At 68.7% G+C, this 24111-nt stretch carries 22 protein-coding genes and 1 riboswitch; of the genes, 6 read left to right on the forward strand and 16 right to left on the reverse strand.

The genetic code is table 11. The features are described 5' to 3' along the window. Positions 1–26 precede the first annotated feature (26 nt). The 9 genes from pncA to AC1RL8_RS27425 all read right to left on the reverse strand — a co-directional run bounded on the left by pncA (position 27) and on the right by AC1RL8_RS27425 (position 9399). Positions 27–755, reverse strand: a complete 729-nt coding sequence (pncA, locus tag AC1RL8_RS27385) for a bifunctional nicotinamidase/pyrazinamidase (RefSeq protein ID WP_192194426.1) — start codon at positions 753–755, stop codon at positions 27–29. Positions 756–789: 34 nt separating this feature from the next. After that, positions 790–1524, reverse strand: a complete 735-nt coding sequence (locus AC1RL8_RS27390; protein WP_070063547.1) for an ABC transporter ATP-binding protein — start codon at positions 1522–1524, stop codon at positions 790–792. Further along, positions 1521–2312: an ABC transporter ATP-binding protein gene (locus tag AC1RL8_RS27395; RefSeq protein WP_062473973.1), complete on the reverse strand. Its 792-nt coding sequence runs from the start codon at positions 2310–2312 to the stop codon at positions 1521–1523. The genes AC1RL8_RS27390 and AC1RL8_RS27395 overlap by 4 nt, the downstream gene beginning before the upstream one ends. Continuing rightward, positions 2309–4237 carry an ABC transporter permease gene (locus AC1RL8_RS27400; RefSeq protein ID WP_159273451.1) on the reverse strand — a complete coding sequence of 643 codons (1929 nt, stop codon included), beginning with the start codon at positions 4235–4237 and terminating at the stop codon, positions 2309–2311. Before AC1RL8_RS27400 ends, AC1RL8_RS27395 begins: the two co-directional genes overlap by 4 nt. 81 nt (positions 4238–4318) lie before the next feature. Then, on the reverse strand, positions 4319–5524 hold the full coding sequence (locus AC1RL8_RS27405) for an ABC transporter substrate-binding protein (protein ID WP_062473975.1): 1206 nt from the start codon (positions 5522–5524) through the stop codon (positions 4319–4321). 59 nt (positions 5525–5583) lie between these two features. Further along, on the reverse strand, positions 5584–6168 hold the full coding sequence (locus AC1RL8_RS27410) for an amino acid synthesis family protein (protein ID WP_062473977.1): 585 nt from the start codon (positions 6166–6168) through the stop codon (positions 5584–5586). A 41-nt stretch (positions 6169–6209) separates the two neighbouring features. Further along, a complete protein-coding gene (locus AC1RL8_RS27415) occupies positions 6210–6851 on the reverse strand; it encodes an amino acid synthesis family protein (protein ID WP_095743158.1) in 642 nt (213 codons plus the stop codon). A 21-nt stretch (positions 6852–6872) separates the two neighbouring features. Beyond that, the gene (locus AC1RL8_RS27420) at positions 6873–7775 is read right to left on the reverse strand and encodes a UPF0280 family protein (RefSeq protein ID WP_492687210.1); all 903 of its coding nucleotides are present in this window, start codon (positions 7773–7775) and stop codon (positions 6873–6875) included. Positions 7776–7779: 4 nt separating this feature from the next. Further along, positions 7780–9399 (reverse strand): 6-hydroxynicotinate reductase, encoded by a 1620-nt coding sequence (locus tag AC1RL8_RS27425; protein WP_492687209.1) that lies wholly within the window; start codon positions 9397–9399, stop codon positions 7780–7782. Positions 9400–9718: 319 nt separating this feature from the next. Here AC1RL8_RS27425 and AC1RL8_RS27430 point away from each other — a divergent pair, with 319 nt between their 5' ends. From AC1RL8_RS27430 to AC1RL8_RS27440, 3 genes are read left to right on the forward strand one after another with little or no spacing between them, the layout of a single operon-like run. Further along, complete coding sequence (locus tag AC1RL8_RS27430; protein WP_062473986.1) at positions 9719–10492, forward strand: ferredoxin--NADP reductase; 774 nt, start codon at positions 9719–9721, stop codon at positions 10490–10492. Positions 10493–10520: 28 nt separating this feature from the next. Next, positions 10521–11288: a TetR/AcrR family transcriptional regulator gene (locus AC1RL8_RS27435; RefSeq protein WP_070063554.1), complete on the forward strand. Its 768-nt coding sequence runs from the start codon at positions 10521–10523 to the stop codon at positions 11286–11288. Next, positions 11243–12442 carry an amidohydrolase family protein gene (locus tag AC1RL8_RS27440; protein WP_070063555.1) on the forward strand — a complete coding sequence of 400 codons (1200 nt, stop codon included), beginning with the start codon at positions 11243–11245 and terminating at the stop codon, positions 12440–12442. The genes AC1RL8_RS27435 and AC1RL8_RS27440 overlap by 46 nt, the downstream gene beginning before the upstream one ends. A gap of 28 nt (positions 12443–12470) precedes the next feature. Here the strand turns inward: AC1RL8_RS27440 and AC1RL8_RS27445 are convergent, their stop codons facing one another. The 4 genes from AC1RL8_RS27445 to metH all read right to left on the reverse strand — a co-directional run bounded on the left by AC1RL8_RS27445 (position 12471) and on the right by metH (position 18501). Continuing rightward, positions 12471–12884 carry a GtrA family protein gene (locus AC1RL8_RS27445; RefSeq protein ID WP_062473991.1) on the reverse strand — a complete coding sequence of 138 codons (414 nt, stop codon included), beginning with the start codon at positions 12882–12884 and terminating at the stop codon, positions 12471–12473. A 10-nt stretch (positions 12885–12894) separates the two neighbouring features. Beyond that, the gene (locus AC1RL8_RS27450; RefSeq protein WP_062473993.1) at positions 12895–13884 is read right to left on the reverse strand and encodes a glycosyltransferase family 2 protein; all 990 of its coding nucleotides are present in this window, start codon (positions 13882–13884) and stop codon (positions 12895–12897) included. Then, complete coding sequence (locus AC1RL8_RS27455; RefSeq protein WP_492687208.1) at positions 13881–15638, reverse strand: ArnT family glycosyltransferase; 1758 nt, start codon at positions 15636–15638, stop codon at positions 13881–13883. Before AC1RL8_RS27455 ends, AC1RL8_RS27450 begins: the two co-directional genes overlap by 4 nt. Positions 15639–15738: 100 nt before the next feature. Then, on the reverse strand, positions 15739–18501 hold the full coding sequence (gene metH, locus AC1RL8_RS27460; RefSeq protein ID WP_492687207.1) for a methionine synthase: 2763 nt from the start codon (positions 18499–18501) through the stop codon (positions 15739–15741). A 22-nt stretch (positions 18502–18523) separates the two neighbouring features. Next, a riboswitch (S-adenosyl-L-homocysteine riboswitch) is annotated at positions 18524–18599 on the reverse strand. 132 nt (positions 18600–18731) lie between these two features. Between metH and AC1RL8_RS27465 the strand changes: the two genes are divergently transcribed. After that, positions 18732–19787 (forward strand): esterase/lipase family protein, encoded by a 1056-nt coding sequence (locus AC1RL8_RS27465; protein ID WP_235926910.1) that lies wholly within the window; start codon positions 18732–18734, stop codon positions 19785–19787. Positions 19788–19798: 11 nt separating this feature from the next. Continuing rightward, the gene (locus AC1RL8_RS27470) at positions 19799–20710 is read left to right on the forward strand and encodes a lipase secretion chaperone (RefSeq protein WP_492687206.1); all 912 of its coding nucleotides are present in this window, start codon (positions 19799–19801) and stop codon (positions 20708–20710) included. A 21-nt stretch (positions 20711–20731) separates the two neighbouring features. Here AC1RL8_RS27470 and AC1RL8_RS27475 read toward each other — a convergent pair whose 3' ends face one another. Beyond that, complete coding sequence (locus AC1RL8_RS27475) at positions 20732–21169, reverse strand: PACE efflux transporter (RefSeq protein WP_062473998.1); 438 nt, start codon at positions 21167–21169, stop codon at positions 20732–20734. Positions 21170–21271: 102 nt separating this feature from the next. On the opposite strand from AC1RL8_RS27475, the gene AC1RL8_RS27480 reads away from it, so the two are divergent. After that, positions 21272–22192 carry a LysR family transcriptional regulator gene (locus AC1RL8_RS27480; RefSeq protein ID WP_062474000.1) on the forward strand — a complete coding sequence of 307 codons (921 nt, stop codon included), beginning with the start codon at positions 21272–21274 and terminating at the stop codon, positions 22190–22192. Positions 22193–22198: 6 nt separating this feature from the next. Here the strand turns inward: AC1RL8_RS27480 and AC1RL8_RS27485 are convergent, their stop codons facing one another. Continuing rightward, the gene (locus tag AC1RL8_RS27485; RefSeq protein WP_159278916.1) at positions 22199–22963 is read right to left on the reverse strand and encodes an SH3 domain-containing protein; all 765 of its coding nucleotides are present in this window, start codon (positions 22961–22963) and stop codon (positions 22199–22201) included. A 78-nt stretch (positions 22964–23041) separates the two neighbouring features. After that, on the reverse strand, positions 23042–24091 hold the full coding sequence (locus tag AC1RL8_RS27490; protein WP_070064057.1) for a homocysteine S-methyltransferase family protein: 1050 nt from the start codon (positions 24089–24091) through the stop codon (positions 23042–23044). Positions 24092–24111: the final 20 nt, after the last annotated feature.

The following is a 24111-nucleotide window of genomic DNA, read 5'->3' on the forward strand; positions in this document are numbered from 1 at the left end:
CGGCGGCGCCGCGGACTTCTTCGTCGTCAGCCGGCCTGGATGTCGCCGGACTGGATGCGCTTGACGCCCTTGGCCGTCATCTGTTTCCAGGCGGCGGCCAGCGAGCCGTTGAGGTCGATGCCGCGCGTGGCGTCTTCGATCACGTAGGCCTCGAAGCCGGCCTTGCGCGCGTCCATCGCGGTCCAGGCCACGCAGAAGTCGGTGGCCAGGCCCGTGACGAACACGGTCTTGATGCCGCGCGCCTTGAGGTAGCCGGCCAGGCCGGTGGCCGTCTTGTGGTCGGCCTCCTCGAAGGCGGAGTAGCTGTCCATGTCCTTGTGGAAGCCCTTGCGGATGATGAGCTGCGCGGTCGGCACTTTCAGCTCCTTGCCGAGTGCCGCATCGTCGGTGCCCTGCACGCAGTGGTCGGGCCACAGCACCTGCGTGCCGTAGTTGAGCTTGGTGGTCTCGAAGGGCTTCTTGCCGCTGTAGGTGCTGGCGAACGAGGCATGGCCCGCCGTGTGCCAGTCCTGCGTGACGACGATGTTCTGGAACGCGGGCGCCAGCGCGTTGATGACCGGGATCACCTCGTTGCCACCCTTCACCGCGAGCGTGCCGCCGTCGAGGAAGCAGTTCTGCACATCGACCACGATCAGCGCGGCTTTCCCACCGGGCTTGATCTTGCCGGCCGCGAAAGCGGACGAGAGACCGAAACTGCCGAGGCTGCCGACGAGCCCCAGGGCAGCGGCGGACTTCAAGACGGTTCTGCGATGCATGGTGTGGACTCCGGTGGTTGAGGAAAGGAAACGGTCAGACGCTGAGGTAGGCCCTGCGCACTTCTTCGTTCGCGGCCAACTCGGCCATCGTGGCGTGATAGCGGATCTGCCCCTTCTCGAGCACGTAGGCGCGGTCGGAGACCAGCTCGGCGAAGTGCATGTTCTGCTCCGACAGCAGGATGCTCACGCCCTGCGCCTTGAGCTCGAGGATCATGTTCGCCATCTGCTCGACGATGACCGGGGCCACGCCCTCGGAGGGCTCGTCGAGCAGCACGAGATACGGGTTGCCCATCAGCGTGCGCGCCACGGTGAGCATCTGCTGCTCGCCACCGCTCATGCGGCCACCGGGGCGGTTCGGCATTTCGCCGAGGTTGGGGAACAGCTGGAACAGGCGCTCGGGCGTCCACAGCGGCGCGGCCGTGCCGTCGGCCCACTGGCGCGCGGGCTGCTTGCCGACCTCGAGGTTTTCCATCACCGTGAGGTCGGTGAACACGCGCCGGTCTTCGGGCACGAAGCCCAGGCCCAGGCGCGCCGCGTGGTGCGGCTCGCTCTTGGAAATGTCGTGGCCCAGGAAGCGCACCGCGCCGCGGCGCTTGCTCAGCATGCCAATCAGCGTCTTGAGCGTGGTCGACTTGCCCGCGCCATTGCGGCCCATGAGCGCGACGACTTCGCCGCGCCGCACTTCGAGGTCGACGTCGTAAAGAATCTGCGCGGCGCCGTACCAGGCGCACAAGGCCTTGGCTTCCAGAAGAGGTTCGTGCGTGCTCATGCGGTGACTCCCAGCGCTGCGGCTTTCTCTGCAATCTTCTCGAAGGTCTTGCCGCTGCCGAAGTACACCTCCTGCACCTTCGGGTGGTCGCGGATCTCGAGCGGCTTGCCCTGCGCGATGAGGCGCCCGCGCGCCAGCACGATCATGCGGTCGGCGTACGCGAACACCACGTCCATGCTGTGCTCGGTGAACAGCACGGCCATGCCGCGCTGGATGACGAGGTCCTTGGTGAGCGCCATGAGCGAGTTGCGCTCCTGGGGCGCCATGCCGGCGGTGGGCTCGTCCATGAGCAGCAGCTTGGGCGAGTTGGCCATGGCGATGGCGAGTTCGACGCGCTTCACGTCGCCGTAGGCCAGCACGCTGCAAGGCCGGTCGGCCTGCGCCTTCATGCCGACCTGGTCGAGCAACGCCAGCGCCTCGTCGCGCTTGTGGTCGGCTGCGCGGCGCCACATCGAGAACAGCTTGTGGTCGTGCGAGAGCAGCGCCATCTGCACGTTCTCGACCACGGTGAGCGAGGCAAAAGTTTCGGCAATCTGGAAGGTGCGGCCCACGCCCTTGCGCCAGATCTCGCGCGGCTTGCGGCCCACGAGTTCGTGGCCGTCGAGCGTGATCGAGCCTTGGTCGGCCTTGAGCTGGCCGTTGACCATGTTGAAGGTGGTCGACTTGCCGGCGCCGTTGGGGCCGATGAGCGCGAGCAGCTCGCCGGGCGGCAGCTCGAAGCTGATGCCGTCCACGGCCTTCACGCCGCCGAACGATTTGCCGAGGTTTTCTACTTTGAGGAGGCTCATGCCTTCACCTCCTTGAGCTTGGCGTCTGCGTCTGTTTCATGCTTCGGTGCGCGCCAGCGATCGACGAGCTGCTTGATCGAGCCTGCAATTCCCTGCGGGAACAAGAGCACCAGGATCAGGATGATGGCGCCGAGCATCGCGCGCCAGTAGTCGGTATTGCGCGCCACGGTGTCGTGCAGCCAGGTGAAGGTGACGGCGCCGACCACCGGGCCCGCCAGGGTCTGGATGCCGCCCAGCAGCACCATCACGAGGCCGTCGACCGACTTGCCGACCGACAGGCTCTCGGGCGAGATGCTGCCCTTGGAGAACGCATAGAGCGCGCCGGCCAGGCCGGCCACGGTGCCGGCGATGACGAAGGCCGCCCACTGCATGCGCTTGACGTCGATGCCGATGGCGTCGGCGCGCAGCACCGAGTCGCGGCCCGCGCGCAGCGCATAGCCGAAGGGCGAGAACAGCACGCGGCGCAGCCACCACACGCCCGCGCCCACGAGCACCAGCGTGAGCCAGTAGTACACCTGCTTGTTCGACAGCCACTCCGAGGGCCACACGCCGGTCAGGCCGTTGCTGCCGCCCGTGAAGCTGTCCCACTGGTAGGTGACGGCCCAGGTGATCTGCGCGAAGGCCAGCGTGAGCATCGCCAGGTACACGCCCGACAACCGCACGGCGAACCAGCCGTAGACGAAGGCGCCGAGTGCGGCCACCAGCGGCGCGACCACGAGTGCCAGCTCCATCGGCAGGTGCAGCGCGCGCACCAGCAGCGCCGCGCCGTAGGCCCCGAGGCCGAAGTAGGCCGCGTGGCCGAAGGAGTGCATGCCGGCCGGCCCCATGATGAAGTGCAGGCTGGTGGCGAACAGCGCGGCGATCAGCAGGTCGATCATCAGCACCGTGGTGTAGGGCGAGCCGGCCGTCAGCAGCGGCAACGCGGCCAGCACCAGCGCCAGCCCGGCGGCAGCCACGATGTAGGCGGTGCTCGGGCGGCGCAGCGGCTCTTCCTGCATGCCGACGTAGCGGCTCGGCGCCTGCGGCCGGCCGAACAGGCCCCAGGGGCGCCACACCAGCACGATGGCCATCACGAGGAAGTCGACCATCAGCGTGAGCTTGGAGAACGACACGTCGATGCCGAAGATCTGCACCACGCCCAGCCAGATGCACACGGCCTTGATCTCGGCGATGAGCAGCGCGGCCACGTAGGCGCCGGGCAGCGAGCCCATGCCGCCGACCACCACGACGACGAAGGCGGCGCCGATGGTGTTCAGGTCCATCTCCAGCGTGGCGGGTTCGCGCGGCAGCTGCAGCGCGCCGCCCAGGCCCGCGAGCAGCGCGCCGAGCGCGAACACGGCGGTGAAGAGCCAGGCCTGGTTGACGCCGAGCGCGCTGACCATCTCGCGGTCTTGCGTGGCGGCGCGCACCAGCGTGCCGAAGCGCGTGCGCGTGAGCAGCAGCCAGACAAGGCCGAGCACCAGCGGGCCGACGACGATCAGGAACAGGTCGTAGGAAGGAAACTGGCGCCCGAGGATTTCGACCGAGCCCTTCAGGCCCGGCGCGCGCGGGCCGAGCAGTTCGTCAGGGCCCCAGAGCCACAGCACCGCGTCCTTGATGACCAGCACCAGCGCGAAGGTGGCCAGCAACTGGAACAGCTCGGGCGCCTTGTAGATGCGGCGCAGCAGCAGCACCTCGATGAGCGCACCCAGCACGCCCACCGCGAGCGCGGCGATCAACAGCGCCGGCCAGAAGCCCACGCTCGGGCCGAGCTTCTCGACGAGCGTGTACGCGACGTAGATGCCCACCATGAAAAAAGATCCATGGGCGAAGTTGACGATGCGCGTCACGCCGAAGATCAACGAGAGGCCGGCCGCCACCAAGAACAGCGAAGACGCGCCGGCCAACCCGTTGAGCAACTGAACAACGAAGCCTGAAAAGCTCATGAGGGACCCTGAGGAAACTGGAGACACCGCGCCCCGCCGCGCTCAAGAAGCGGCGGCGGACGCGTTGCAGGAGCCGTGCGGTCAGTCCGCAGGGCGCATCTTTTTCACTTCGTCGTCGGTGGGCTGGAACTTGGCACCGTCGAGGTACACGTAGTCGACCATCACGCCCTTGCCGCCGTCGTTCTTGGTCTTTCCGACGTACGCACCCATGGTGGACTGGTTGTCCTGCGCGCGGTAGCTGATCTTGCCGAAGGGCGTGTCGACCTGCAGGCCCTTGAAGGCTGCGACCAGCTTCTCGGTGTCGGTGCTGCCGGCCTTCTTCACGCCCGCCGCGATCGAGTAGATCGCGCTGTAGCCCACCACCGAGCCCAGGCGCGGGTAGTCCTTGAACTTGGCCTGGTAGGCGTCGTTGAAGGCCTTGTGCTCGGCGGTCTTCACGCCGTACCAGGGGTAGCCGGTGACGACCCAGCCGTTGGGCGCTTCGTCCTTCAGCGGGTCGAGGTACTCGGGCTCGCCGGTCAGCACGCTCACGACCTCGCGGTCCTTGAACAGGCCGCGCGTGTTGCCTTCGCGCACGAACTTGGACAGGTCGGCGCCGAACAGCACGTTGAAGATGGCGTCGGGCTTGGCATCGGCCAGGGCCTGCACCACGCTGCCCGCATCGACCTTGCCCAGCGGCGGCGCCTGCTCGGCGACGAACTCGACGTCGGGCTGGATCGCCTTGAGCAAGGTCTTGAAGGTGGCGACCGACGACTGGCCGTATTCGTAGTTGGGGTACACGATGGCCCAGCGCTTCTTCTTGAGCTTGGCGGCCTCGGGCACCAGCATCGCGACCTGCATGTAGGTCGAGGGGCGCAGGCGGTAGGTGTACTTGTTGCCGTTGCTCCAGACGATCTTGTCGGTGAGCGGCTCGGCGGCGAGGTAGAAGAATTTCTTCTGCTTGGCGAAGTCGGTCAGCGCCAGGCCCGTGTTCGAGAGGAACGCGCCGGCCAGCACGTCGACCTTCTCGCGTGAGATGAGTTCTTCGGCCACGCGCACGGCGTCGCCGGGGTTGGCGTTGTCGTCGCGGCTGATGAGCTCCAGCTTCTTGCCGTTGACGCCGCCCTTGGCGTTGATCTCGTCGACCGCCAGTTCCATGCCCTTCTTGTAGGGCTCGAGGAAGGCGGGTTGCGCCTTGTAGCTGTTGATTTCGCCGATCTTGATCACGCCCTGCGCATGCGCGGGGACGAGGGCGGTGGCCAGCGTGACGACGGAAGCGGCGCAGAAGGCAAGGCGCAATGGATTCATCGGGAAGCTCCTAGAAGTTCGAACAGAAAACACGATGCGGGTGACGATGCAATGACAGGTCAGCGAAGACCGTCTTCGCCCTTGATCTCGCTGGCTTGCAGGCCGCCGACGCGCGGCAGCGGACGGCCGCTGTCGGTGACGGCCACGGCCACGACGATCTCGTTGGCGCGCGGCGCGTCGCTCACACGGGCCTCGACGGCGTCGAAGTGGCTGCGCACGAAGGCGGCGTCTTTATGGCCGAGCGGAACGTCGATGGCGGTGCCGAGCGTGCCCTGCTTCTTGGCCGAGGGCACGAGCGCGGCGCCTTTCTCGACCGCCACGCGCAGCGGCGCGCCCAGCTTGGGATGCAGGATGGCAGCGGCATGCTCCAGCTCGCCGCGCTCGCCGACGATGGCGGCCTTGCCGTAGCTCTGCGCCTGGCCGGGCTCGATGCCCAGCGCCTTCACGGCCTTCTGGCCCAGCAACGCGCCGAGCTCTTCGCCGATGGCGATGAGTTCGTCGAGGTTCTCGCTGTAGCGGCCGGCGTAGGGGTTCTCGATGACGGCGATGGCGACGGCGCGGCGCGTGGGCGGCGTCACGTCCTGGCCCATTTCCTTGCGGGTTTCATCGACCTGGATGACGAGCTTGCGGATGTTGGCGGTCATGTCTGTGTGTTCCTTGTTGTCTTGTCTCTTGTCTTGTGCGGTCAGCGCAAGCCGTCCCACTTGCTGATGTCCTTGGCGAGCAGGCCGCCGACGCGCGCATGCACGCGGTAGCCGGTGCTCATCGCGAGGATGAAGACGATCTCGTCGGCCATCGGCGCGCCGGGCACGCGCACCTCGATGGCGTCGAACTGGCCGCGCACGTAGCTGGCGTTGATGTTGGTGAGCGGCACGTCGAGCGCGGCGCCGGGCGGGCCGACCTTCTTGGTCGAGGGCACGATCGACAGCGCGTTGCCGGGCTGGCCGGTTTTCTCTTCGGCCTTGCCCGCGGTGTAGGCGGCGCGGCTGCCCTTCCAGCCGAGCAGCTCGCGCATGGCGTAGCCGCCGGGCACGTGCCACAGCGCGCCGTGCTCCAGCTCGCCGTCGGCGCCGACGATGGCGCCCTTGCCGTAGGTGGCGATCTGCTCGAGCGGCACGTCCATGGCAGCGTGCAGCTGGTGCGCCATGTCGACGCCCACGGGGTCGAGCAGCGCCATCATCGGCAGGATGTCGGGCTCGTAGCGGCCCGCGAAAGGATTGGTCAGCACCGCGCCGATGGCACCGCGCACCAGCGGGGTTTCGGCACGCGGTCCGAACTCGTGGTGGATGTGCTCGACATGGGTGAAGACGCGACGGATTTCGATCATGAAAAAGAACCTTGCTTTTCGTTAAGCAAATACTGAACCAACTGCTTCGGGCAGCGCGATGTCCAGCGACTTCGAGCATAAGGGTTCCACCCGCCGCCACTGCCCCTGGCAAACGAGCAGAACGGCCCACACGAGCCCCCTTTTCTGCAACGCGTGGGCGCACGCCGCGCCCGCATCGAGTGCATGGTGCACCTGCGCGGGCGCCAGCGGCGGCACGTCGACGGTGACGAGGGTGTCGCCGAGGTCGCTGTCGTCCTTGCAAGCGCTGGCGGGCAGGCGTTGGATGGCGGCGTCGGCCACGTCGACGGCGTTGGCGATCACGGTGGCGGCGGCGTCGGCCTGCGCCGCGGTGGCGGCCAACACCGTCACGCTGTCGGCGATGCCCAGCGAGAAACTGCGCCCGCGCCAGCCGCTGGTGGCGACGCCGCGCACGGGCTGGTCGGCGTGCAGTTCGAACTGGCCGTCGGTCGTGAGCATGCCGCTGTCGCGCCAGTCGAAGCGCGCGAGATCGGCGAACAAGCCCACGCGCGCCGTGTGGCCGGGCGCGAGGTGCAGCGCGATGTCGCCGCCGTTGTTGATCCACGCGCGCTCGATGCCGGGCCGGTCGTAGAAGGCGATGAGTTCCTGCGCCACGCTGCCGGCCACGGCCGCCATGGGCGTGAGGAACAGCGGCGAAAAGGCATCGCAGGCGTCCCACATGCGGCGCGCCACCACGCCGCGCGGGCGCTGGCGCGCGGCCACGGGCAGGCGCAGCTGCGGCAGCTCGCGCACGAGTTCGTCGAGCACATGGCCGAAGCGCGCCCAGGCCGCATCGTGCGCGGCGGCGACGGCGTACGGGTCGCCGTGCGCTTCGGCCACGATGTCGATCGGGCCGTGGTTGAAATGCCAGCGGCCCGCGTCGAGCGCCGTGCGTTGGGCGGACATGGTGTCAGCCCAGCATGGGAGCGTGACCGAGCGGCCACGGATTGGCATCGTCGATGACGAGCCATTGGCGCGCCAGCGGTGCGCCGTCTTCCTGCCACGCACCGCGCGCGAGCGCCTGTTCGAGCGGGAAGATGTGTTCGACGTGCCCGCCGAGCGCTTCGTAGTCGTCGCGCCGCATGCTGAACTCGATGGGCGCGACGATGGCCGGCGTGGGCACGGTGCCGAAGCTGTTGTCGGGCATGCGCATGACGTCGGCCATCACGGTGATGCCGCCGCCGGGCCACACATAGGCCGGCGCGCCGCCGCAGGTGACGTTGACCAGCGCGCGCTTGATGGCGCGCGTGAGCAGCACCGGGTTCTCGGTGACGCCCGCGCGCAGGCTGCCGCCGGCGCCGCCGAGGAACAGCACGGTGCACAGCGAAGGCTCGCAGTTCTCGCCGATGCGGTCGACGATGCGGCGCACCTCGGGCGGCATGGGCTGCTCGACGGGCTTCAGGGCCTCGTCGAGCACGTACCACTGCGCGTGCTCGCCGGTGGTAGAGGTCATGAGCAGGCGCAGGCCGGGGCGGGCCACGCCCTCTTCCCAGCCTTCGATGATCGCCAGCGGATCCGCGATGTCGGTGCCGCCCCAGCCGTTGCCCGGGTTCGCGACCTGGAAGTAGCGCCCGGGTGTCGACTTGCGCCCCAGCATCTGGATGCCCGAGGGCGTCATGTCGAGGCAGCGGCCGGCCTGGTGTTCGGTGAGCACGCCGGTGATGTGGTCGTCGACCACCACCACCTCGTCGGCCACGCCGGCGAACTGGCGCGCGAAGATGCCCACGGCGGCCGAGCCGCAGCCCACGCGCATGCGCTGCTCTTCCACGCCGTTGACGATGGGCGCCTTGCCGGCCTGGATGACGAGGCTGGCGCCGCCGTCGATGGTGCACTCGACCGCCTGCTTGTTGCCCAAGAGCTGCATGAGCTCGGCCGTCATGCGACCCTCTTTCTTGCTGCCGCCCGTGAGGTGGTGCACGCCGCCCAGCGACAGCATCTGCGAGCCGTACTCGGCCGTGGTGACATGGCCCACGACCTCGCCCTTGTAGCGCACGTTGGCCTGCTCGGCGCCCAGAAAGCGGTCGGTGTCGATCTTCACCTTGAAGCTGCAGTAGCTGAAGATGCCTTCGGTGACCACGGTGACCATGTCGACGCCCTGGGCTTTCGAAGCCACGATGAAGGGCGCGGGCTTGTAGTCGGGATACGTGGTGGACGAACCCACGCCGGTGACGAAGACCTCGTCGGCGTGCAGCAGGTCGCCGTTCCAGTCGGGCGTGGCATCGGGCTCAGCGGCTTCGGCGCCGGGCCGGTCGAAGGGCACGAGCGCCGGCTGTTCGCTGGCGAGCGTGCGGCGCAGCAACACCACCGGATCGACGCGCACCAGCACGCCCTGGCGGTTGGCGTAGCGGTCGCAGGCGCCGGTGCGGCCGTCGGAGATCTGGCACAGCACCGGGCAGGCGTTGCACTCGACCTTGGCGGTGCCCATCTTCTCGTTGCGCGGCGGCGCCTTGCCGAAGGCGGCGCCGCCGGCCTGCGCGACCAGGGGCATGTCGATGCCGGGCAGTCCGTCTGTCTTGGTGTGTTCAGTCATCGGGGCGATCTCGTGGTGTGGTGCTGTCGGAGCGGGTCTTCTGGCTCCGGAGGTTTGCAACAAACGTGCCGTGCAGGTGCTTGTGCGGCGGCTTTCGTTTGTGTAGCATCCCCTACACTTTCATGTTGCGTTCACTACATCAAAGGTCAATGTAGCAAACAGGCCCGATGCTTGCAATGGTGTTTTCTCGCGGTGTTCATCGGGGTTTTTCCGACCAACGACAATGGAGGGTTGCTAGCCGGCCGATGGCGGACGCCCCAAAGGCGTGCATTTCGGCTCAGCCACCCTTTTCTGTCTTCAACCAACACTTGAGTTCTGTATGAGTGCATTCAGCGAAGAACGCGTCCTGAGCGTCCACCACTGGACCGACCGCCTGTTCACCTTCACCACCACGCGCGACCCGGCGCTGCGCTTCTCGAACGGTCATTTCACGATGATCGGCCTGAAGGTCAACAACAAGCCCCTGCTGCGCGCCTACAGCATCGTGAGCCCGAACTACGAGGAGCACCTGGAGTTCCTGAGCATCAAGGTGGAAGACGGCCCGCTCACCTCGAAGCTGCAGCACATCCAGGTGGGCGACACCGTGATCGTGGGCCGCAAGCCCACCGGCACGCTGCTCATCGACTACACGCTGCCGGCCAAGCGCCTGTACCTGTTCGGCACGGGCACCGGCCTGGCGCCGTTCATGAGCATCATCCGCGACCCCGACACGTACGAGAAGTTCGAGCAGGTCATCCTGGTGCACGGCGTGCGCCAGGTCGATGAGCTGGCCTACCACGACCTCGTGACCGACCACCTGCCCAAGCACGAGATCCTGGGCGAGATGATCGCCAAGCAGCTGCTGTACTACCCCACGGTCACGCGCGAGGAGTTCCGCAACCAGGGCCGCGTCACCGACCTGATCGAGAGCAACAAGCTCACCGACGACCTGGGCCTGCCCCCGCTGAACGTCGAGGAAGACCGCGTGATGCTGTGCGGCAGCCCCGGCCTGCTGGTCGACCTGAAGCACATCCTGGAAAAGCGCGGCTTCAAGGAAGGCAACACCTCGACGCCAGGCGACTTCGTCGTCGAACGCGCCTTCGCCGAGAAGTAAGACCCGACACACAGGCGCTGCGCGCACGATGGCCGACTCCCGCTCCGTCAGCAAGCCCAAGCCCCAGCGCCGCACCGGCGTGCGCGAGGCCGCGGCCCAGGCCACGCGCGACAGCATCCTCAAGGCAGCGACCAAGGTGTTCGCCAAGTACGGCTACGACGGCGGCAGCGTGGAGAAGATCTCCAAGGCCGCCAAGTCGTACGACCGGATGATCTACTACTACTTCGGCAGCAAAGAGGGCCTGTTCATCGCGGTGCTCGAAGGCATCTATCAGCGCATGGACGATGCCGAGGCCGCCATTGCGCTCGACGCCTCGCGGCCCGTGGAAGCGCTCACCGAAGTCATCCGCTTCGTGCTCGGCTACTACCGCAAGAACCCCGAATTCGTCACGCTGCTGAACACCGAGAACCTGCACAAGGGCCGGCACATCTCGAAGTCGCTGCGGGCGCGCGAGTACTCGTCGCGGGCGGTGGCCATCATTTCGGAAATCCTTGCCAGCGGCGCGGCCCAGGGCCTGTTCCGCACCGACCTCGTGGCGCGCGACATCTACCTGCTGATCGCGTCCACCGGCTATTTCTACACCTCGAACCGGCACACGCTCACGGCCTTCCTCGGCGAGCCGCTGGAGTCGCCGGAAGCCGTCGCGCACTGGGAAGATTTCGTCATCGAGACCCTGCTGCGCACCGTGCGCGCGGACGAGGTATCGGACAACAGAACCCCTTCCCCACCCCACGACGAGGACACAACGAAATGGCAGAAATCGCAGCCGGCGCAAAGTCGGGCAAGGTCGTCATAAAGAACATCGGGCTGCTGCTCTCGGGTGACATCGACAAGCCCATCCTCGACGCCGACACCCTGGTGGTGAACGACGGCCTGATCGTGGCGGTCGGCAAGGAGAAAGACTGCGACCTCGAAGGCGCCGTCACCGTCATCGACGCGAAGAAGACCTGCGTCGCACCCGGCCTCATCGACAGCCACGTGCACCCGGTGTTCGGCGACTGGACGCCGCGCCAGGGCCAGATCGGCTGGATCGACTCCACCATGCACGGCGGCGTGACCACCATGATCTCGGCCGGCGAGGTGCACCTGCCCGGCCGCCCGAAGGACATCGTCGGCCTGAAGGCGCTGGCCATCACCGCGCAGCGCGCCTTCGACAACTTCCGCCCCGGCGGCGTGAAGGTGCTGGCGGGTGCGCCCGTCATCGAAAAGGGCATGGTCGAGAGCGACTTCAAGGAGCTCGCCGAAGCCGGCGTGGGCCTGCTGGGCGAAGTGGGCCTGGGCTCGGTGAAGGCCGGCTACGAGGCCAAGGAGATGGTGGCCTGGGCGCGCAAGTACGGCATCCAGAGCACGATCCACACGGGCGGCCCGTCGATCCCGGGCTCGGGCCTGATCGACAAGGACGTGGTGCTCGAGGCCGACGCCGACATCATCGGCCACATCAACGGCGGCCACACCTCGCTGCCCGAGGCGCATGTCTGCGAGCTGTGCGAGAAGAGCTCGCGCGCCATCGAGATCGTGCACAACGGCAACGAGAAGGTCGCCATCGCGGCGGCGAAGGCCGCGCTCGAACTGAAGTGCCCGCACCGCGTGATCCTGGGCACCGACGGGCCCGCGGGTTCGGGCGTGCAGCCGCTGGGCATCCTGCGCATGGTGGCGATGCTGTCATCCATCGCGAACATCCCGGCCGAGCTGGTGTTCTGCTTCGCCACGGGCAACACGGCGAAGATCCGCAAGCTCAACTGCGGCCTGATCGAGGTGGGCCGCGCGGCCGACTTCGTGTTCATGGACCGCGCCCAGCATTCGCCCGCGCCGGGCCTGCTCGAAAGCGTGCAGCTGGGCGACATCCCGGGCGTGGGCATGGTGATGATCGACGGCCTCGTGCGCTGCGGTCGCAGCCGCAACACGCCGCCGGCCACCGAGATCCCGGTGGTGGTGTCGGGCGGGCACTGAACCCGAGCGAACGCGCCCGGCGGCGGCCTCAGCCGCCGCTGCGGTGCGAGCGGAAGACCAGGTAGCGCGCCGAGAGAAAGTTGGCGCCCAGGCCCGCGAGGCTGCCCAGCGCCACGCCGAGCGCGGCGGCCCAGCGGCCTTCCACCCAGTGCAGCGTGAGCACGTAGGTGCCGTAGTTCAGCACGGCGCCGGCCAGCATGGTCGTGAGGTAGCCCAGGTATTCGCGCCAGACCGAACGCCCCGTGGCGGCGCCGGCCGCGCTCGCCGCGAAGGTGTAGCGGCGGTTGTAGAGCCAGGTGGTGGTGGCGGCGGCCAGGAACGACACGACGCGCGCGCCGTACCACCCCAAGAGCGGCGCCAGCAGGTAGAGCACCGTCACGTCCACCACGAAGCCGATCACGCCGGCCACGGCGAACGAGAGGAACTCGCGCCCGATCTTCATCGCGCCGCCGTCAGTGCGCGCGCAGGCTCTTGCGCAAGCTCTCGCGCACGCAGGGCTGCGCCAGGTAGCGCAGCCGCTTGGCCTCCTGCCGGCCGAGCGTGACGGTGTGCATCACCACGCCGCAGACGAAGGACAGCAGCGCCGCCAGCATCGCGCCGGTGGCGAGCACCGCCGTGGGCAGCCGCGGCACCAGGCCGGTGTGGGCGTAGGTCATGAACAGCGGCAGGGCCAGCGCGAGCGCAGCGATCGCGAGCACGGCGGCGACGATCGAGAAGAACTGCAGCGGCCGCTCGCTGACGAACAGCTTGCCGATGGTCTTCAGGATGCGCCAGCCGTCGCGGTAGGTCGAGAGCTTGCTGTGCGAGCCTTCGGGGCGCGTGCTGTAGGCGGTGGCTTCCTCGGCGTACGGCATGCGCAGCTCGAGCGCGTGCACGGTCAGCTCGGTCTCGATCTCGAAGCCCTGCGACAGCGCGGGGAACGACTTGGCATAGCGGCGCGAGAACACGCGGTAGCCCGAAAGCATGTCGGTGAGGCCGCCGCCGAAGAGCTGCGCCACGGTGCCCGTGAGCAGCCAGTTGCCGAAGCGGTGGCCGGCGCGGTAGGTGAGCGCGTCCTGGCCGTCGTCCACGCGGCTGCCCACCACCATGTCGAGGTTGCCCTCGACCAGCCGCGCGATGAGGCGCGGCGCGGCGGTGGTGTCGTAGGTGGCGTCGCCGTCGACCATCACGTAGATGTCGGCCTCGACGTCGGCGAACATGCGCCGCACCACGTTGCCCTTGCCGCGCGCGGCCACGTGCGTGACGATCGCGCCGGCCGCGCGGGCCACGGCGGCCGTGTCGTCGGTGGAGTTGTTGTCGAAGACGTGGATCTCGGCACCGGGCAGGGCCGCGCGGAAGCCCTCGATCACCTGGGTGATGGCCAGGGCCTCGTTGAAGCAGGGAATGACGGCGGCAATGCGCGGCATGGCGGACACGGGGGCGGGTCGGTGGTCGGTCGTCATGGAGCGGTCGTCGGAAGGAGTCGGTAGGCGCGGCTGCCGTCTTGGTCGTGCAGCAGGCCATAGTACTGGTCGAAGCCGGGCCGCACGCTGAGCACTTTCACCATCTCGGGCGACATGACGACGGTGGTGAAGCCCTCGGCCGCCAGCTTGCGCGCCGTGTCGCCGGGCGACATCAGCAGGTAGTCGCGGTAGCGCCAGCGCCCCAGCGTGTCGCCCCAGATCGGGTTGGGGCCGTAGTAGATCGCCTCGTTCAGCGCGATCTGGTAGACGCGGCCGGTCACGTTGCGGCGCACGTAGTCCATCACGCCGTAGCCCGGCACGTGCTTGCGCAGGAAGGCCTCGCGCGCCTCGGGCGTAAGCGAGATCATCGACACCTTGGTGGCCGTCTGGCCCACCGACACGGCGGCCAGCACGGCCAGCAGCAGCACCACGATCCAGTCGCCGACGCCGGCGCCGCTGCGCGGGCCGTCGGCTGCGACAGTGGCAGGCGCTGCGCGCAGGCGGCGCACGCCCGCCCCGATCCAGCCGAACAGCACCTGCCAGCCCACGGCCGCCGTCATGGCGAGCAGCGGGAACGAGGCCATGAGGTAGCGCGGGTAGCGCGAGGTCACGACCCACACGGCCACCGAGTAGAGGCAGAACCAGCCCGCCGCGCGCACGGCGGCGGAGCGCTTCCACCACACGCTGAAGGGCGCGAGGAACACCGACCAGATCAGCGCGTTGGGCATCTCGGCGTGGTCGCGCACGTCGGCCACCTGCTGCACGTAGTCGGCCGGCACCCATTCGGTGAAGCCGAACACGCGCGCGCCGATCGGGTTGAAGGGGTCGCCCGTCATGATCGCGTTGCGCGCGTACCAGTAGATGCACGGGATCAGGAAGCACAGCAGCGCGGGCGCCCAGGCCTGCCACACGCGGCGCTCGTGGCGCACCACGAACAGCGCCACCAGCGGCAGGAAGATCAGCGCCTGGTACTTGGAGCCCGCCGCCACGCCGAGGCAGAACGCCGCCAGGCAGAGCCAGCGCGTGCCGTCGCGCAGCGGTTCGGACTCGCGCCACCACCACAGCGCCACGAAGGCCGACAGCACGAACAGCGCCACGCCCATGTCGATCAGCGCGTTGGCGTAGTCGCCCATGCCCAGCCAGATGGCCGCGCCGATGCAGGCGGTGAGCCGGTTGGCATGCAGGATGCCCAGGCGGAAGATCATCAGCACCGACAGCGCGCCCGCCAGGCCGTTGAGGAAGTGCGGCAGCACGTCGTCGCCCACCTGCAGCGCGGCGGCGTACAGCAGGTTGTAGTTGTAGGGGAACCAGGGGTAGCGCAGCCAGTCGTGGATGCCCAGCGTGCCCTGCTGCGCCACGAGGCGTGCATACGGCAGGTGGTACATCAGCTCGTCGAAGGCGGCCGGCGGCGCGAGCGGCGCCACCAGCGCGGGCAGCGCGACCAGCGCCAGTGCGATGGCGGCGATGCGTTCGAAGCGGGTCCACGGCGGCGTGGCGGGTGCGGCCGCACGCAACGCGCGCACCTCGGCGCGCCAGCCGCGCCACTGCCACGCGGCGGCCACGACACCCGCGCCGATCAGCCCCAGCGTGGCCTCGCGGCGGAAGAGCCCGAAGATGGCCAGCGCCTGGAAGGCACAGATGTAAAGGCCGACACCGAGTGCGGCCGACATGGCCGCCTCGAGCCAGGCGTCGCGGCGCGAGGGCGGGCGCAGGCGCGCGAGCACCGCGCGGCCGGCACCCCAGCAGGCAATCACGAAGATCGCGAACTGGGCGTAGTGCGCGGCGGCAAAGATCAGCTTCTGAATATCAACTCCCGTGGCCGGTCACTCCGGTCGCGCCGACCGGCCGGCAGGTTCAAAGGTTCGGCGCCAGCAGGCGCTCGAGCTCCGATTCGCTCGTGCGGCGCCGCGCGGCCTGGTCCTGCAACTGGTCGTGCCCGATCTTGCCGACGTTGAAGTACGTCGCATCGGGGTGCCCGAGGTAGAAGCCGCTCACGCTGGCGGCGGGCATCATAGCGAGGCTCTCCGTCAGGGTCATGCCAATGTCCGCGCAGTTCAGAAGGTCGAACATCGGGCCCTTCACGCTGTGGTCGGGGCAGGCCGGGTAGCCGGGCGCGGGGCGGATGCCGCGGTACTTCTCGGCAATCATGTCGTCGTTGCTCAGGCCCTCGTGGGGCGCGTAGCCCCACAGGTCGGTGCGCACGCGGTGGTGCATGGCTTCGGCAAAAGCCTCGGCCAGCCGGTCGGCCAGGGCCTTGAGCATGATGGCCGAGTAGTCGTCGAGGTCGTCGATGAAGAACTTCTCTTTCTTCTCGACACCCAGGCCGGCCGTGACGGCGAACACGCCGACGTAATCCTTCACGCCGCTGTCCTTGGGGGCGACGAAGTCGGCCAGGCAGCGGCTGGGGCGCATCACGCCGTCGATCATCTGCTTCTCGGTCTGCTGGCGCATGCCGTACCAGGTGAGCGCAACCTCGCTGCGCGTCTCGTCGGTGTACAGCTCGATGTCGTCGTCGTTCACGGTGTTGGCGGGCCAGAAGCCGACCACGCCGCTGGCGCTGAGCCAGCGCCCTTCGATGAGGCGCTTGAGCATGCGCTGGCCGTCGGCGTATACGCGCACGGCCTCGGTGCCGACGATCTCGTCCTTCAGGATGGCGGGGAACGGGCCGGCCAGGTCCCAGGTCTGGAAGAACGGGCCCCAGTCGATGTACTTGGCCAGTTCGGTGAGGTCGAAGTTCTTGAACACGCGCCGGCCGATGAACTTGGGCACGGTGGGCACGAAGTTCGCGAAGTCGACGGGCGTCTTGTTGGCGCGCGCCTTGGCCAGCGGCCACATCGGCACCTGCTTCTTGTTGGCGTGCTGCGTGCGCACCTTCTCGTAGTCGGCGTTGATCTCGTCGATGTACGCGGTGGCCTGGTCCGAGAGCAGGCTCTGCGCCACGCTCACGCTGCGCGAGGCATCGGGCACGTAGACCACAGGGCCTTCGTAGTGCGGCGCGATCTTCACGGCCGTGTGCACGCGGCTGGTGGTGGCGCCGCCGATGAGCAGCGGGATCTTCTTGATGCGGAAGTGGTCGTCCTTCTGCATCTCGCCGGCCACGTACTGCATCTCTTCCAGGCTGGGCGTGATGAGGCCCGACAGGCCCACGATGTCCGCGCCCTCGACCTTGGCCTTCGCCAGAATTTCGTGGCACGGGACCATCACGCCCATGTTCACCACTTCGAAGTTGTTGCACTGGAGCACGACGGTGACGATGTTCTTGCCGATGTCGTGCACGTCGCCCTTCACGGTGGCGATGATGATCTTGCCCTTGGTGCGCACGTCGCGGCCCGCGGCCTCGTCCTGGCGCTTTTCTTCCTCGATGTACGGGATGAGGTGGGCCACGGCCGACTTCATCACGCGCGCCGACTTCACCACCTGCGGCAGGAACATCTTGCCCTGGCCGAACAGGTCGCCCACGATGTTCATGCCGTCCATGAGCGGGCCTTCGATCACGTGCAGCGGACGCCCGCCCTTGGCGAGGATCTGCTGGTAGGCCTCTTCGGTGTCTTCGACGATGAAGTCGGTGATGCCGTGCACCATCGCGTGCGACAGGCGCTGGTTGACGTGCACCGGGTGCTCGGGCGTGCCGCGCCATTCGAGCTTCTTGCTGTCGTCCTTGGCGCCGCTCTTGGCGGTCTCGGCCACTTCGACCAGGCGCTCGCCCGCGTCGGGGCGGCGGTTCAGCACCACGTCTTCCACGCGCTCGCGCAGCGTGGATTCCAGGTCGTCATACACGCCGACCATGCCGGCGTTGACGATGCCCATGTCCATGCCCGCCTGGATCGCGTGGTACAGGAACACGGTGTGGATGGCCTCGCGCACCGGGTCGTTGCCGCGGAAGCTGAAGCTCACGTTGCTCACGCCGCCCGACACCTTGGCGCCGGGCAGGTTCTCTTTGATCCAGCGCACGGCGTTGATGAAGTCGACCGCGTAGTTGTCGTGCTCCTCGATGCCGGTGGCGATGGCGAAGATGTTCGGGTCGAAGATGATGTCTTCGGGCGGAAAGCCCACCTCGTCGACCAGCACGCGGTAGGCGCGCTCGCAGATCTCGATCTTGCGTGCGTAGGTGTCGGCCTGGCCTTTTTCATCGAAGGCCATGACCACGGCGGCCGCGCCGTAGCGCTTGACCAGCTTGGCCTCGTGCTTGAACTTGTCGACGCCCTCCTTCATGGAGATCGAGTTGACGATGCCCTTGCCCTGGATGCAGCGCAGGCCGGCCTCGATGACCTCCCACTTGGAGCTGTCGACCATCACCGGCACGCGCGCGATGTCGGGCTCGCTGGCAATGAGGTTCAGGAAACGCACCATGGCGGCCTTGCTGTCGAGCATGGCCTCGTCCATGTTGATGTCGATCACCTGCGCGCCGTTCTCCACCTGCTGGCGCGCGACGGCCAGGGCGTCCTCGAACTGGCCGTTGAGGATCATGCGCGCGAAGGCCTTGGAGCCGGTGACGTTGGTGCGCTCGCCGATGTTGACGAACAGCGAGCCTTCGCCGATGGCGACCGGCTCGAGGCCGGACAGCTTCATGGGAGGGGGAGCGACGGGAGCGGAAACGGATGCGGGAATCTGGGACATGGCCTCACCTGCGGAAGAGTCGGACAGGCGAGCGTCGTTGTCGCCCCAAGCCTGACGATTCGCCTCTGTGGCGAACCGCTGCAACGCTCCTTGGGAAGTCGCGCATTTTAGGTCGATTCGATTGCGCCCTGGGAAAACCCCAGTTTTCATTCCTGCACGTGTCAACAGAATGCGCCCACCGTTTCTGAACGAACGTTCGTGTTTTTAACCAAACGTAAGGGAGTTCGCCGATGGCCAGGAAGTGGAATGTCCGGTTGCAGCATGCAGCCACCCCGATGCGCGCCGTGGCCCTGAGCTGCGGCCTCCTGGCCGCCGCGGCCCTCGCGGTTCATGCGCCACCGGCGCGTGCCGCCGCCGGCGACAGCGCCACGCGCGTCGAGGCCCGCGTCACCTCCGACACGGCGAAGACCAAATACCCGATCGTGCTGGTCCACGGCCTCTTGGGCTTCGACAACCTGCTGGGCGTCGACTACTTCTACGACATCCCCGGCAGGCTGGCCGCCGCGGGCGCCAAGGTGTACGTGGCGCAGGTGTCGGGCACCAACACCTCCGAGATCCGCGGCGAGCAGCTGCTGCAGGAACTCAAGACCATCCGCGCGCTGGAGCAGAACCCCACGCTCAAGTTCAACCTCATCGGCCATTCGCAGGGCTCGCCCACGGTGCGCTACGTGGCGGCGGTGGCGCCCGACATGGTGGCCTCGGTCACGTCGGTGGGCGGCGCCAACGGCGGCTCGAAGGTGGCCGACCTGCTGGCCAAGCTGCCCGAGGGCGGCATCGGCCAGACCCTGGTGGTGAAGGCCGTCGGCCTGCTGACGGGGCTGATCGGTTTTCTCTCGGGCAAGGACCCGAGCCAGCTGCCCGAGGTGCCGCTGAACGCGCTGGCCTCGCTGACCACGGCGGGCGGCGCGGCCTTCGACGCCAAGTTCCCGCAGGGGCGCCCCGCGCCGGGCTCGTCGTGCGACGTGAAGAGCGGTGCGGCCGTGGCCAACGGCGTGCGCTACTACTCGTGGTCGGGCGTGTCGACCAGCTTCAACCTGTTCGACCCGAGCGACACGGCGCTGTCGACCCTGGGCAGCCTGTTCTTCTTCGGCGAGGCCAACGACGGCCTGCTCGCGGTCTGCACCACGCGCCTGGGCACCCACCTGGGCGACTACCGCCAGAACCACCTGGACGAGGTGAACCAGGCCTTCGGCAACACCTACGGCAGCCAGTTCCCGTACTACGAGAAGAAGCCGCCGGAGCTGTTCAGGGAACAGGCCGCGCGACTCAAGAGCGCGGGGCTCTGAGGACGCTGCGCATGCGCGGTGTGGCCTTGACCATCGGCGCCGTCGCGCTGGTGGCCGCGGGGACCGGCTGGCTGGCGCTCGGCCCCGGGGCGGTCGATGCGCCGCAGGCCGCCGCGCCCCGCGCCACGGCGGCGGTCGCGGTGCCCGGCGCGCCCCCGCCGGTGCCGCAAGCTGCGGCGGCCCCCGACGCCCTGCTCACCAGCGACCTCATCACCCTCTTCGACCAGGTGCTCGCCGAAGCGCAGGCCGACAGCAAGGCCACGCTGATGGCCCGCGCGCCCGCCCTGCTCGCCCAGCGCCTGCGCGAGGACTGGCGCGTGCGCGCGCTGGGCCTGCTGGAGCGCTACGTCGACATGCAGGAAGCCCTGCGCACCTTGCAACCACCCGCGCCGGGCGACCCGGCCTTCTTGCGCCGCAGCCTGGAGGCGCGCGAGGCGGTGCGCCGTCAGTTCTTCGCGCCCGAGGAAATCGAAGGCCTGTTCGGCGACCAGATCCGGCAGGACCGGTTCATGGCCGAGAAGATGGAGTTGCTGTCCAACCCCGACCTCACGCCCGAACAGCGCGCCGCGGCGCTGGCCCAAAGCGAGCAGGCCTGGCTGTCGCCCGCGCAGCGCGAGGTGCGCAAGGAGGCCGTGGCCCATCTGGACGTGATGCGCCAGACCGAGGCGCTGCAGGCGCGCGGCGCCAGCCCCCAGGAGCGCTTTGCCGCGCGCAGCGAGGCCTACGGCTACGAGGTGGCGCGCGGCCTGGCCACGCTCGACCAGGAAACCCAGGAATGGAACGCCCGGCTCGACCGCTACGCCAACGCGCCCGAGGCCGAGCGGGCCCAGCTGCGCGAGACGCTCTTCAACGAGAACGAGCGCCTGCGCCTGAGCGGTGCCCTGGCGATGCGCTCGGCCGCCGCGCCCAAGCCGGCGCGATAAATCCGTTAAGTAAGCGCAGGCTTACGCAGGCTGCGCTTCGCCCATGGCCGAGGCCGGCAGGCCGAACACGCGGTCGAAGGCCCAGTTGAAGACGAAGGTATAGACCAGGAAGAACACCACCAGGCCCAGGTCCATCACCAGCGCCTGCCAGAGCGACACGCCCAGGCCCCAGGCCAGCATCGGCACCAGGAAGGCGATCAGGCCGCCCTCGAAGCCGATGGCGTGGGCGATGCGGCGCTTCAGGCTGCGCCCGCGCACCGCCTGGCGCGACTCCCAGCGCTCGAACAGGGCGTTGAAGGTCAGGTTCCAGATCACCGCGATGACCGAGGCGCCCACGGCCAGCAGGCCCGAGTGACCGAGCCCCGCGTCCGACATCAGGGCCAGGCCGGCGCTGGCCGCCACGATGGCGATGCCCTCGTAGAGGGAGATGTAAACGATCCGACGCTGAAGGCCCTGCATGACTGTTTCTCTGTGTGTTTGACTGCGATGGAGGGACTTTATTTGCTTTTAGTTGATATAAAAAGTTAACTTATTTCAGTTTTATTGATAGATCGGGGCCCCATGGCTTTCTCCAGCGACAACGTCGAGGTCTTCCTGGCCGTGATCGACCACGGCTCCTTCTCGGCCGCCGCACGCGCGCTGCGCAAGGTGCCGTCGGCCGTCAGCATGGCCATCGCCAACCTCGAGGCCGAACTGGCGCTGCCGCTGTTCGACCGCAGCGGCCGCGAGCCCCAGCCCACCTCCGCCGCGCGCTCGCTCGAGCCGCAGGCGCGGCTGCTCGCGGCCCAGCTGCGGCAGTTGCAGGTGCAGGCGCTGGCGCTCACGCAGGGGCTGGAAGACCGGCTCACGCTGGCCATCGCGCCCGAGCTGCTGGCCGCGCCCTGGAGCGGACCGCTGGCCGCGCTGGCCGACGACTACCCGCTGCTGCAGGTCGAGGTGCTGGCCGCGCCGCAGGCCGACGCGCTGGCGCTGCTGCACAGCGGCCGGGCGCAGCTGGCGCTGGTGTTCGAGCGCCCCAGCCTCGACGGCCGCGAGGGCTTCCAGGAGGTCGGCAGCGACACCATGGTGGCCGTGATGGCGCCCGAGCACCCGGTGCTGCGCGCGGCGGCCGGCGGGCGCCTGCGCGAGGAGCATCTGACCAACACGCGCCAGATCGTGGTCGCGGGGCGCGACCTGGCCACCAGCGACCCGCGCTTCGTGTTCGCGCGGCATGTCTGGCGCACCGACAACGCGCTGGCCGCGCTGAGCCTGATCACCGCCGGGCTGGGCTGGGGCTGGCTGCCGCGCAACTTCGCGCGGCCGCACGTGGCGGCGGGCGCGCTGGTCGAGATCCCGTTCGAGAACCTCAGCAACGGGCTGGACCTGTGGGTGGACGTGGTGTGGTCGCGCGAACGGCCGCTGGGGCTGGGCGCGCAGCGCTTCGTGGCGCTGATCGCACGCGACCGGCAGGCGGCGGCCGGCATCGGGACGCCGGCCGTGTGAGCCGGGTCAATTCTTTCCGTGGCCGTGGCCGTGCCCGCCTCCACCGCCGTGCCCACCGCCCCCGCCGTGCGGACGCCCTCCTCCACCCCCGCCGCCCCCACCGGGCCGGCCCCCGCCCGGATGCGGATGCGACACGCCCGGCGGCGGCCCGGGCCGGAAGCCCGGCTGCGGGCGCGGCGGGCGGAACCCCGGGTCGACGGGCGGCCGGATGCCCGGCCCGTGCGGGGGACGGACCCCAGGTCCATGAGGTGGACGCACCCCAGGTCCGTGGGGCGGACGCACGCCAGGCCCCGGCCAGGGCCGCGGCTGCCAGCCCGGGTGCACGGGCGGCGGCGGACGCCAACCCGCGATCGGTGGCGGCGGGGGCCGGTGGCCCCACCAGCGCCGGTCGCCGTACCAGGGGCGGTCGCGGTAGTAGTCGGCCCAGTAGCTGCCGATCACGAAGCTCACGATGGGCACGCCGATGACCGCGCCGTAGGTGGCCAGCGGCACGCGCTGCTGCTGGTAGGCGTAGTCGAGGTTCCTGGCCCAGACCCAGCCGCGCCCGCCGTCGGGCAGCACCACGTCGCACCAGCCGTAGCCGCTGGTGCAGCCGACCACGTCGACCGGCTGCCCCGGCCCGAGCCGTGCCACCAGCGGATAGTCGCCCGAGGGCCCGGCGCGCAGGTTGACCGCGCCGCGCGTGAAGGCCTGCTGCGCCGCCGCCGCGAGCGGCAGCAGCAGGACGAGCGCGCCCAAGGCAGCGCGGCGCAAGAAGGATGTGGCGTTCATGGGAGGCTCCTGTGCGCCCCAGCGTAGGCGTGGGGCGGGGAGCCGTCAATCAGCCGAGGGCGCGCGCGGCGCCCGGCGTCAGGCGGCTTCCTTGTAGAAGCCGTTGCTGTTCAAGAGGCGGCCCTTGGCAGGCGCCACCGCCGCACCGATCGCCGCGATGTGGTCCGGCGTGGTGCCGCAGCAGCCGCCCACGATGTTCACCAGCCCCTCGGCCGCGAACTCGTGCAGCAGGCGCGAGGTGACGTCGGGCGTCTCGTCGAAGCCGGTGTCGCTCATCGGGTTGGGCAGGCCGGCGTTCGGGTAGCAGCTGATGTAGGTGTCGCCCGCCACGCGCGCCAGCTCCTGGATGTAGGGGCGCATCAGCGTCGCGCCCAGCGCGCAGTTCAGGCCGATGGCCAGCGGCTGCGCATGGCGCACGCTGTGCCAGAAGGCGGTGACGGTCTGGCCGCTGAGGATGCGGCCCGAGGCGTCAGTCACCGTGCCGCTGATGATCAGCGGCAAGCGCTGGCCGCTGTTGTCGAAGTACTCGTCCACCGCGAACAGCGCGGCCTTGGCGTTGAGCGTGTCGAAGATGGTCTCGACCAGGATCACGTCGGCGCCGCCTTCGACCAGCGCTTCGGTCTGCTCGTAGTACGCCGCGCGCAGCGATTCGAAATCGACGTTGCGCGCGCCCGGGTCGTTCACGTCGGGGCTGATGCTCGCCGTCTTGGGCGTCGGGCCGAGGGCGCCGGCCACGAAGCGCGGCTTGTCGGGCGTGCTGTACTTGTCGCAGGCCGCGCGTGCGAGCTTGGCCGATTCGAGGTTCATCTCGCGCGCCAGATGGGCCATCTTGTAGTCCTCCTGCGCGATGGTGGTGGCGCCGAAGGTGTTGGTCTCGATGAGGTCGGCGCCGGCCGCGAGGTAGGCCTCGTGGATGTCGGTGATGACGTCGGGGCGCGTGAGCGACAGCAGCTCGTTGTTGCCCTTCACGTCGCGCTCGAAGTCCTTGAAGCGCTCGCCGCGGTACTGCTCTTCGGTGAGCTTGAAGCGCTGGATCATCGTGCCCATCGCGCCGTCGAGGATGGCAATGCGGTTGGCGAGGATGCCCGGCAGCGCCTGGCCGCGGGTATAGATGAGGGGCTTGGTCATGTCCGCGATTGTAAAAACCC

The organism is Variovorax sp. GW822-FHT04E09, from assembly GCF_058800845.1.

What these genes read in the sequence shown, in the direction of transcription:
- pncA (WP_192194426.1), bottom strand. Translation starts at nt 755, where the DNA reads ATGCATCGCAGAACCGTCTTGAAGTCCGCCGCTGCCCTGGGGCTCGTC.
- AC1RL8_RS27390 (WP_070063547.1), bottom strand. Translation starts at nt 1,524, where the DNA reads ATGAGCACGCACGAACCTCTTCTGGAAGCCAAGGCCTTGTGCGCCTGG.
- AC1RL8_RS27395 (WP_062473973.1), bottom strand. Translation starts at nt 2,312, where the DNA reads ATGAGCCTCCTCAAAGTAGAAAACCTCGGCAAATCGTTCGGCGGCGTG.
- AC1RL8_RS27400 (WP_159273451.1), bottom strand. Translation starts at nt 4,237, where the DNA reads ATGAGCTTTTCAGGCTTCGTTGTTCAGTTGCTCAACGGGTTGGCCGGC.
- AC1RL8_RS27405 (WP_062473975.1), bottom strand. Translation starts at nt 5,524, where the DNA reads ATGAATCCATTGCGCCTTGCCTTCTGCGCCGCTTCCGTCGTCACGCTG.
- AC1RL8_RS27410 (WP_062473977.1), bottom strand. Translation starts at nt 6,168, where the DNA reads ATGACCGCCAACATCCGCAAGCTCGTCATCCAGGTCGATGAAACCCGC.
- AC1RL8_RS27415 (WP_095743158.1), bottom strand. Translation starts at nt 6,851, where the DNA reads ATGATCGAAATCCGTCGCGTCTTCACCCATGTCGAGCACATCCACCAC.
- AC1RL8_RS27420 (WP_492687210.1), bottom strand. Translation starts at nt 7,775, where the DNA reads ATGTCCGCCCAACGCACGGCGCTCGACGCGGGCCGCTGGCATTTCAAC.
- AC1RL8_RS27425 (WP_492687209.1), bottom strand. Translation starts at nt 9,399, where the DNA reads ATGACTGAACACACCAAGACAGACGGACTGCCCGGCATCGACATGCCC.
- AC1RL8_RS27430 (WP_062473986.1), top strand. Translation starts at nt 9,719, where the DNA reads ATGAGTGCATTCAGCGAAGAACGCGTCCTGAGCGTCCACCACTGGACC.
- AC1RL8_RS27435 (WP_070063554.1), top strand. Translation starts at nt 10,521, where the DNA reads ATGGCCGACTCCCGCTCCGTCAGCAAGCCCAAGCCCCAGCGCCGCACC.
- AC1RL8_RS27440 (WP_070063555.1), top strand. Translation starts at nt 11,243, where the DNA reads ATGGCAGAAATCGCAGCCGGCGCAAAGTCGGGCAAGGTCGTCATAAAG.
- AC1RL8_RS27445 (WP_062473991.1), bottom strand. Translation starts at nt 12,884, where the DNA reads ATGAAGATCGGGCGCGAGTTCCTCTCGTTCGCCGTGGCCGGCGTGATC.
- AC1RL8_RS27450 (WP_062473993.1), bottom strand. Translation starts at nt 13,884, where the DNA reads ATGACGACCGACCACCGACCCGCCCCCGTGTCCGCCATGCCGCGCATT.
- metH (WP_492687207.1), bottom strand. Translation starts at nt 18,501, where the DNA reads ATGTCCCAGATTCCCGCATCCGTTTCCGCTCCCGTCGCTCCCCCTCCC.
- AC1RL8_RS27465 (WP_235926910.1), top strand. Translation starts at nt 18,732, where the DNA reads ATGGCCAGGAAGTGGAATGTCCGGTTGCAGCATGCAGCCACCCCGATG.
- AC1RL8_RS27470 (WP_492687206.1), top strand. Translation starts at nt 19,799, where the DNA reads ATGCGCGGTGTGGCCTTGACCATCGGCGCCGTCGCGCTGGTGGCCGCG.
- AC1RL8_RS27475 (WP_062473998.1), bottom strand. Translation starts at nt 21,169, where the DNA reads ATGCAGGGCCTTCAGCGTCGGATCGTTTACATCTCCCTCTACGAGGGC.
- AC1RL8_RS27480 (WP_062474000.1), top strand. Translation starts at nt 21,272, where the DNA reads ATGGCTTTCTCCAGCGACAACGTCGAGGTCTTCCTGGCCGTGATCGAC.
- AC1RL8_RS27485 (WP_159278916.1), bottom strand. Translation starts at nt 22,963, where the DNA reads ATGAACGCCACATCCTTCTTGCGCCGCGCTGCCTTGGGCGCGCTCGTC.
- AC1RL8_RS27490 (WP_070064057.1), bottom strand. Translation starts at nt 24,091, where the DNA reads ATGACCAAGCCCCTCATCTATACCCGCGGCCAGGCGCTGCCGGGCATC.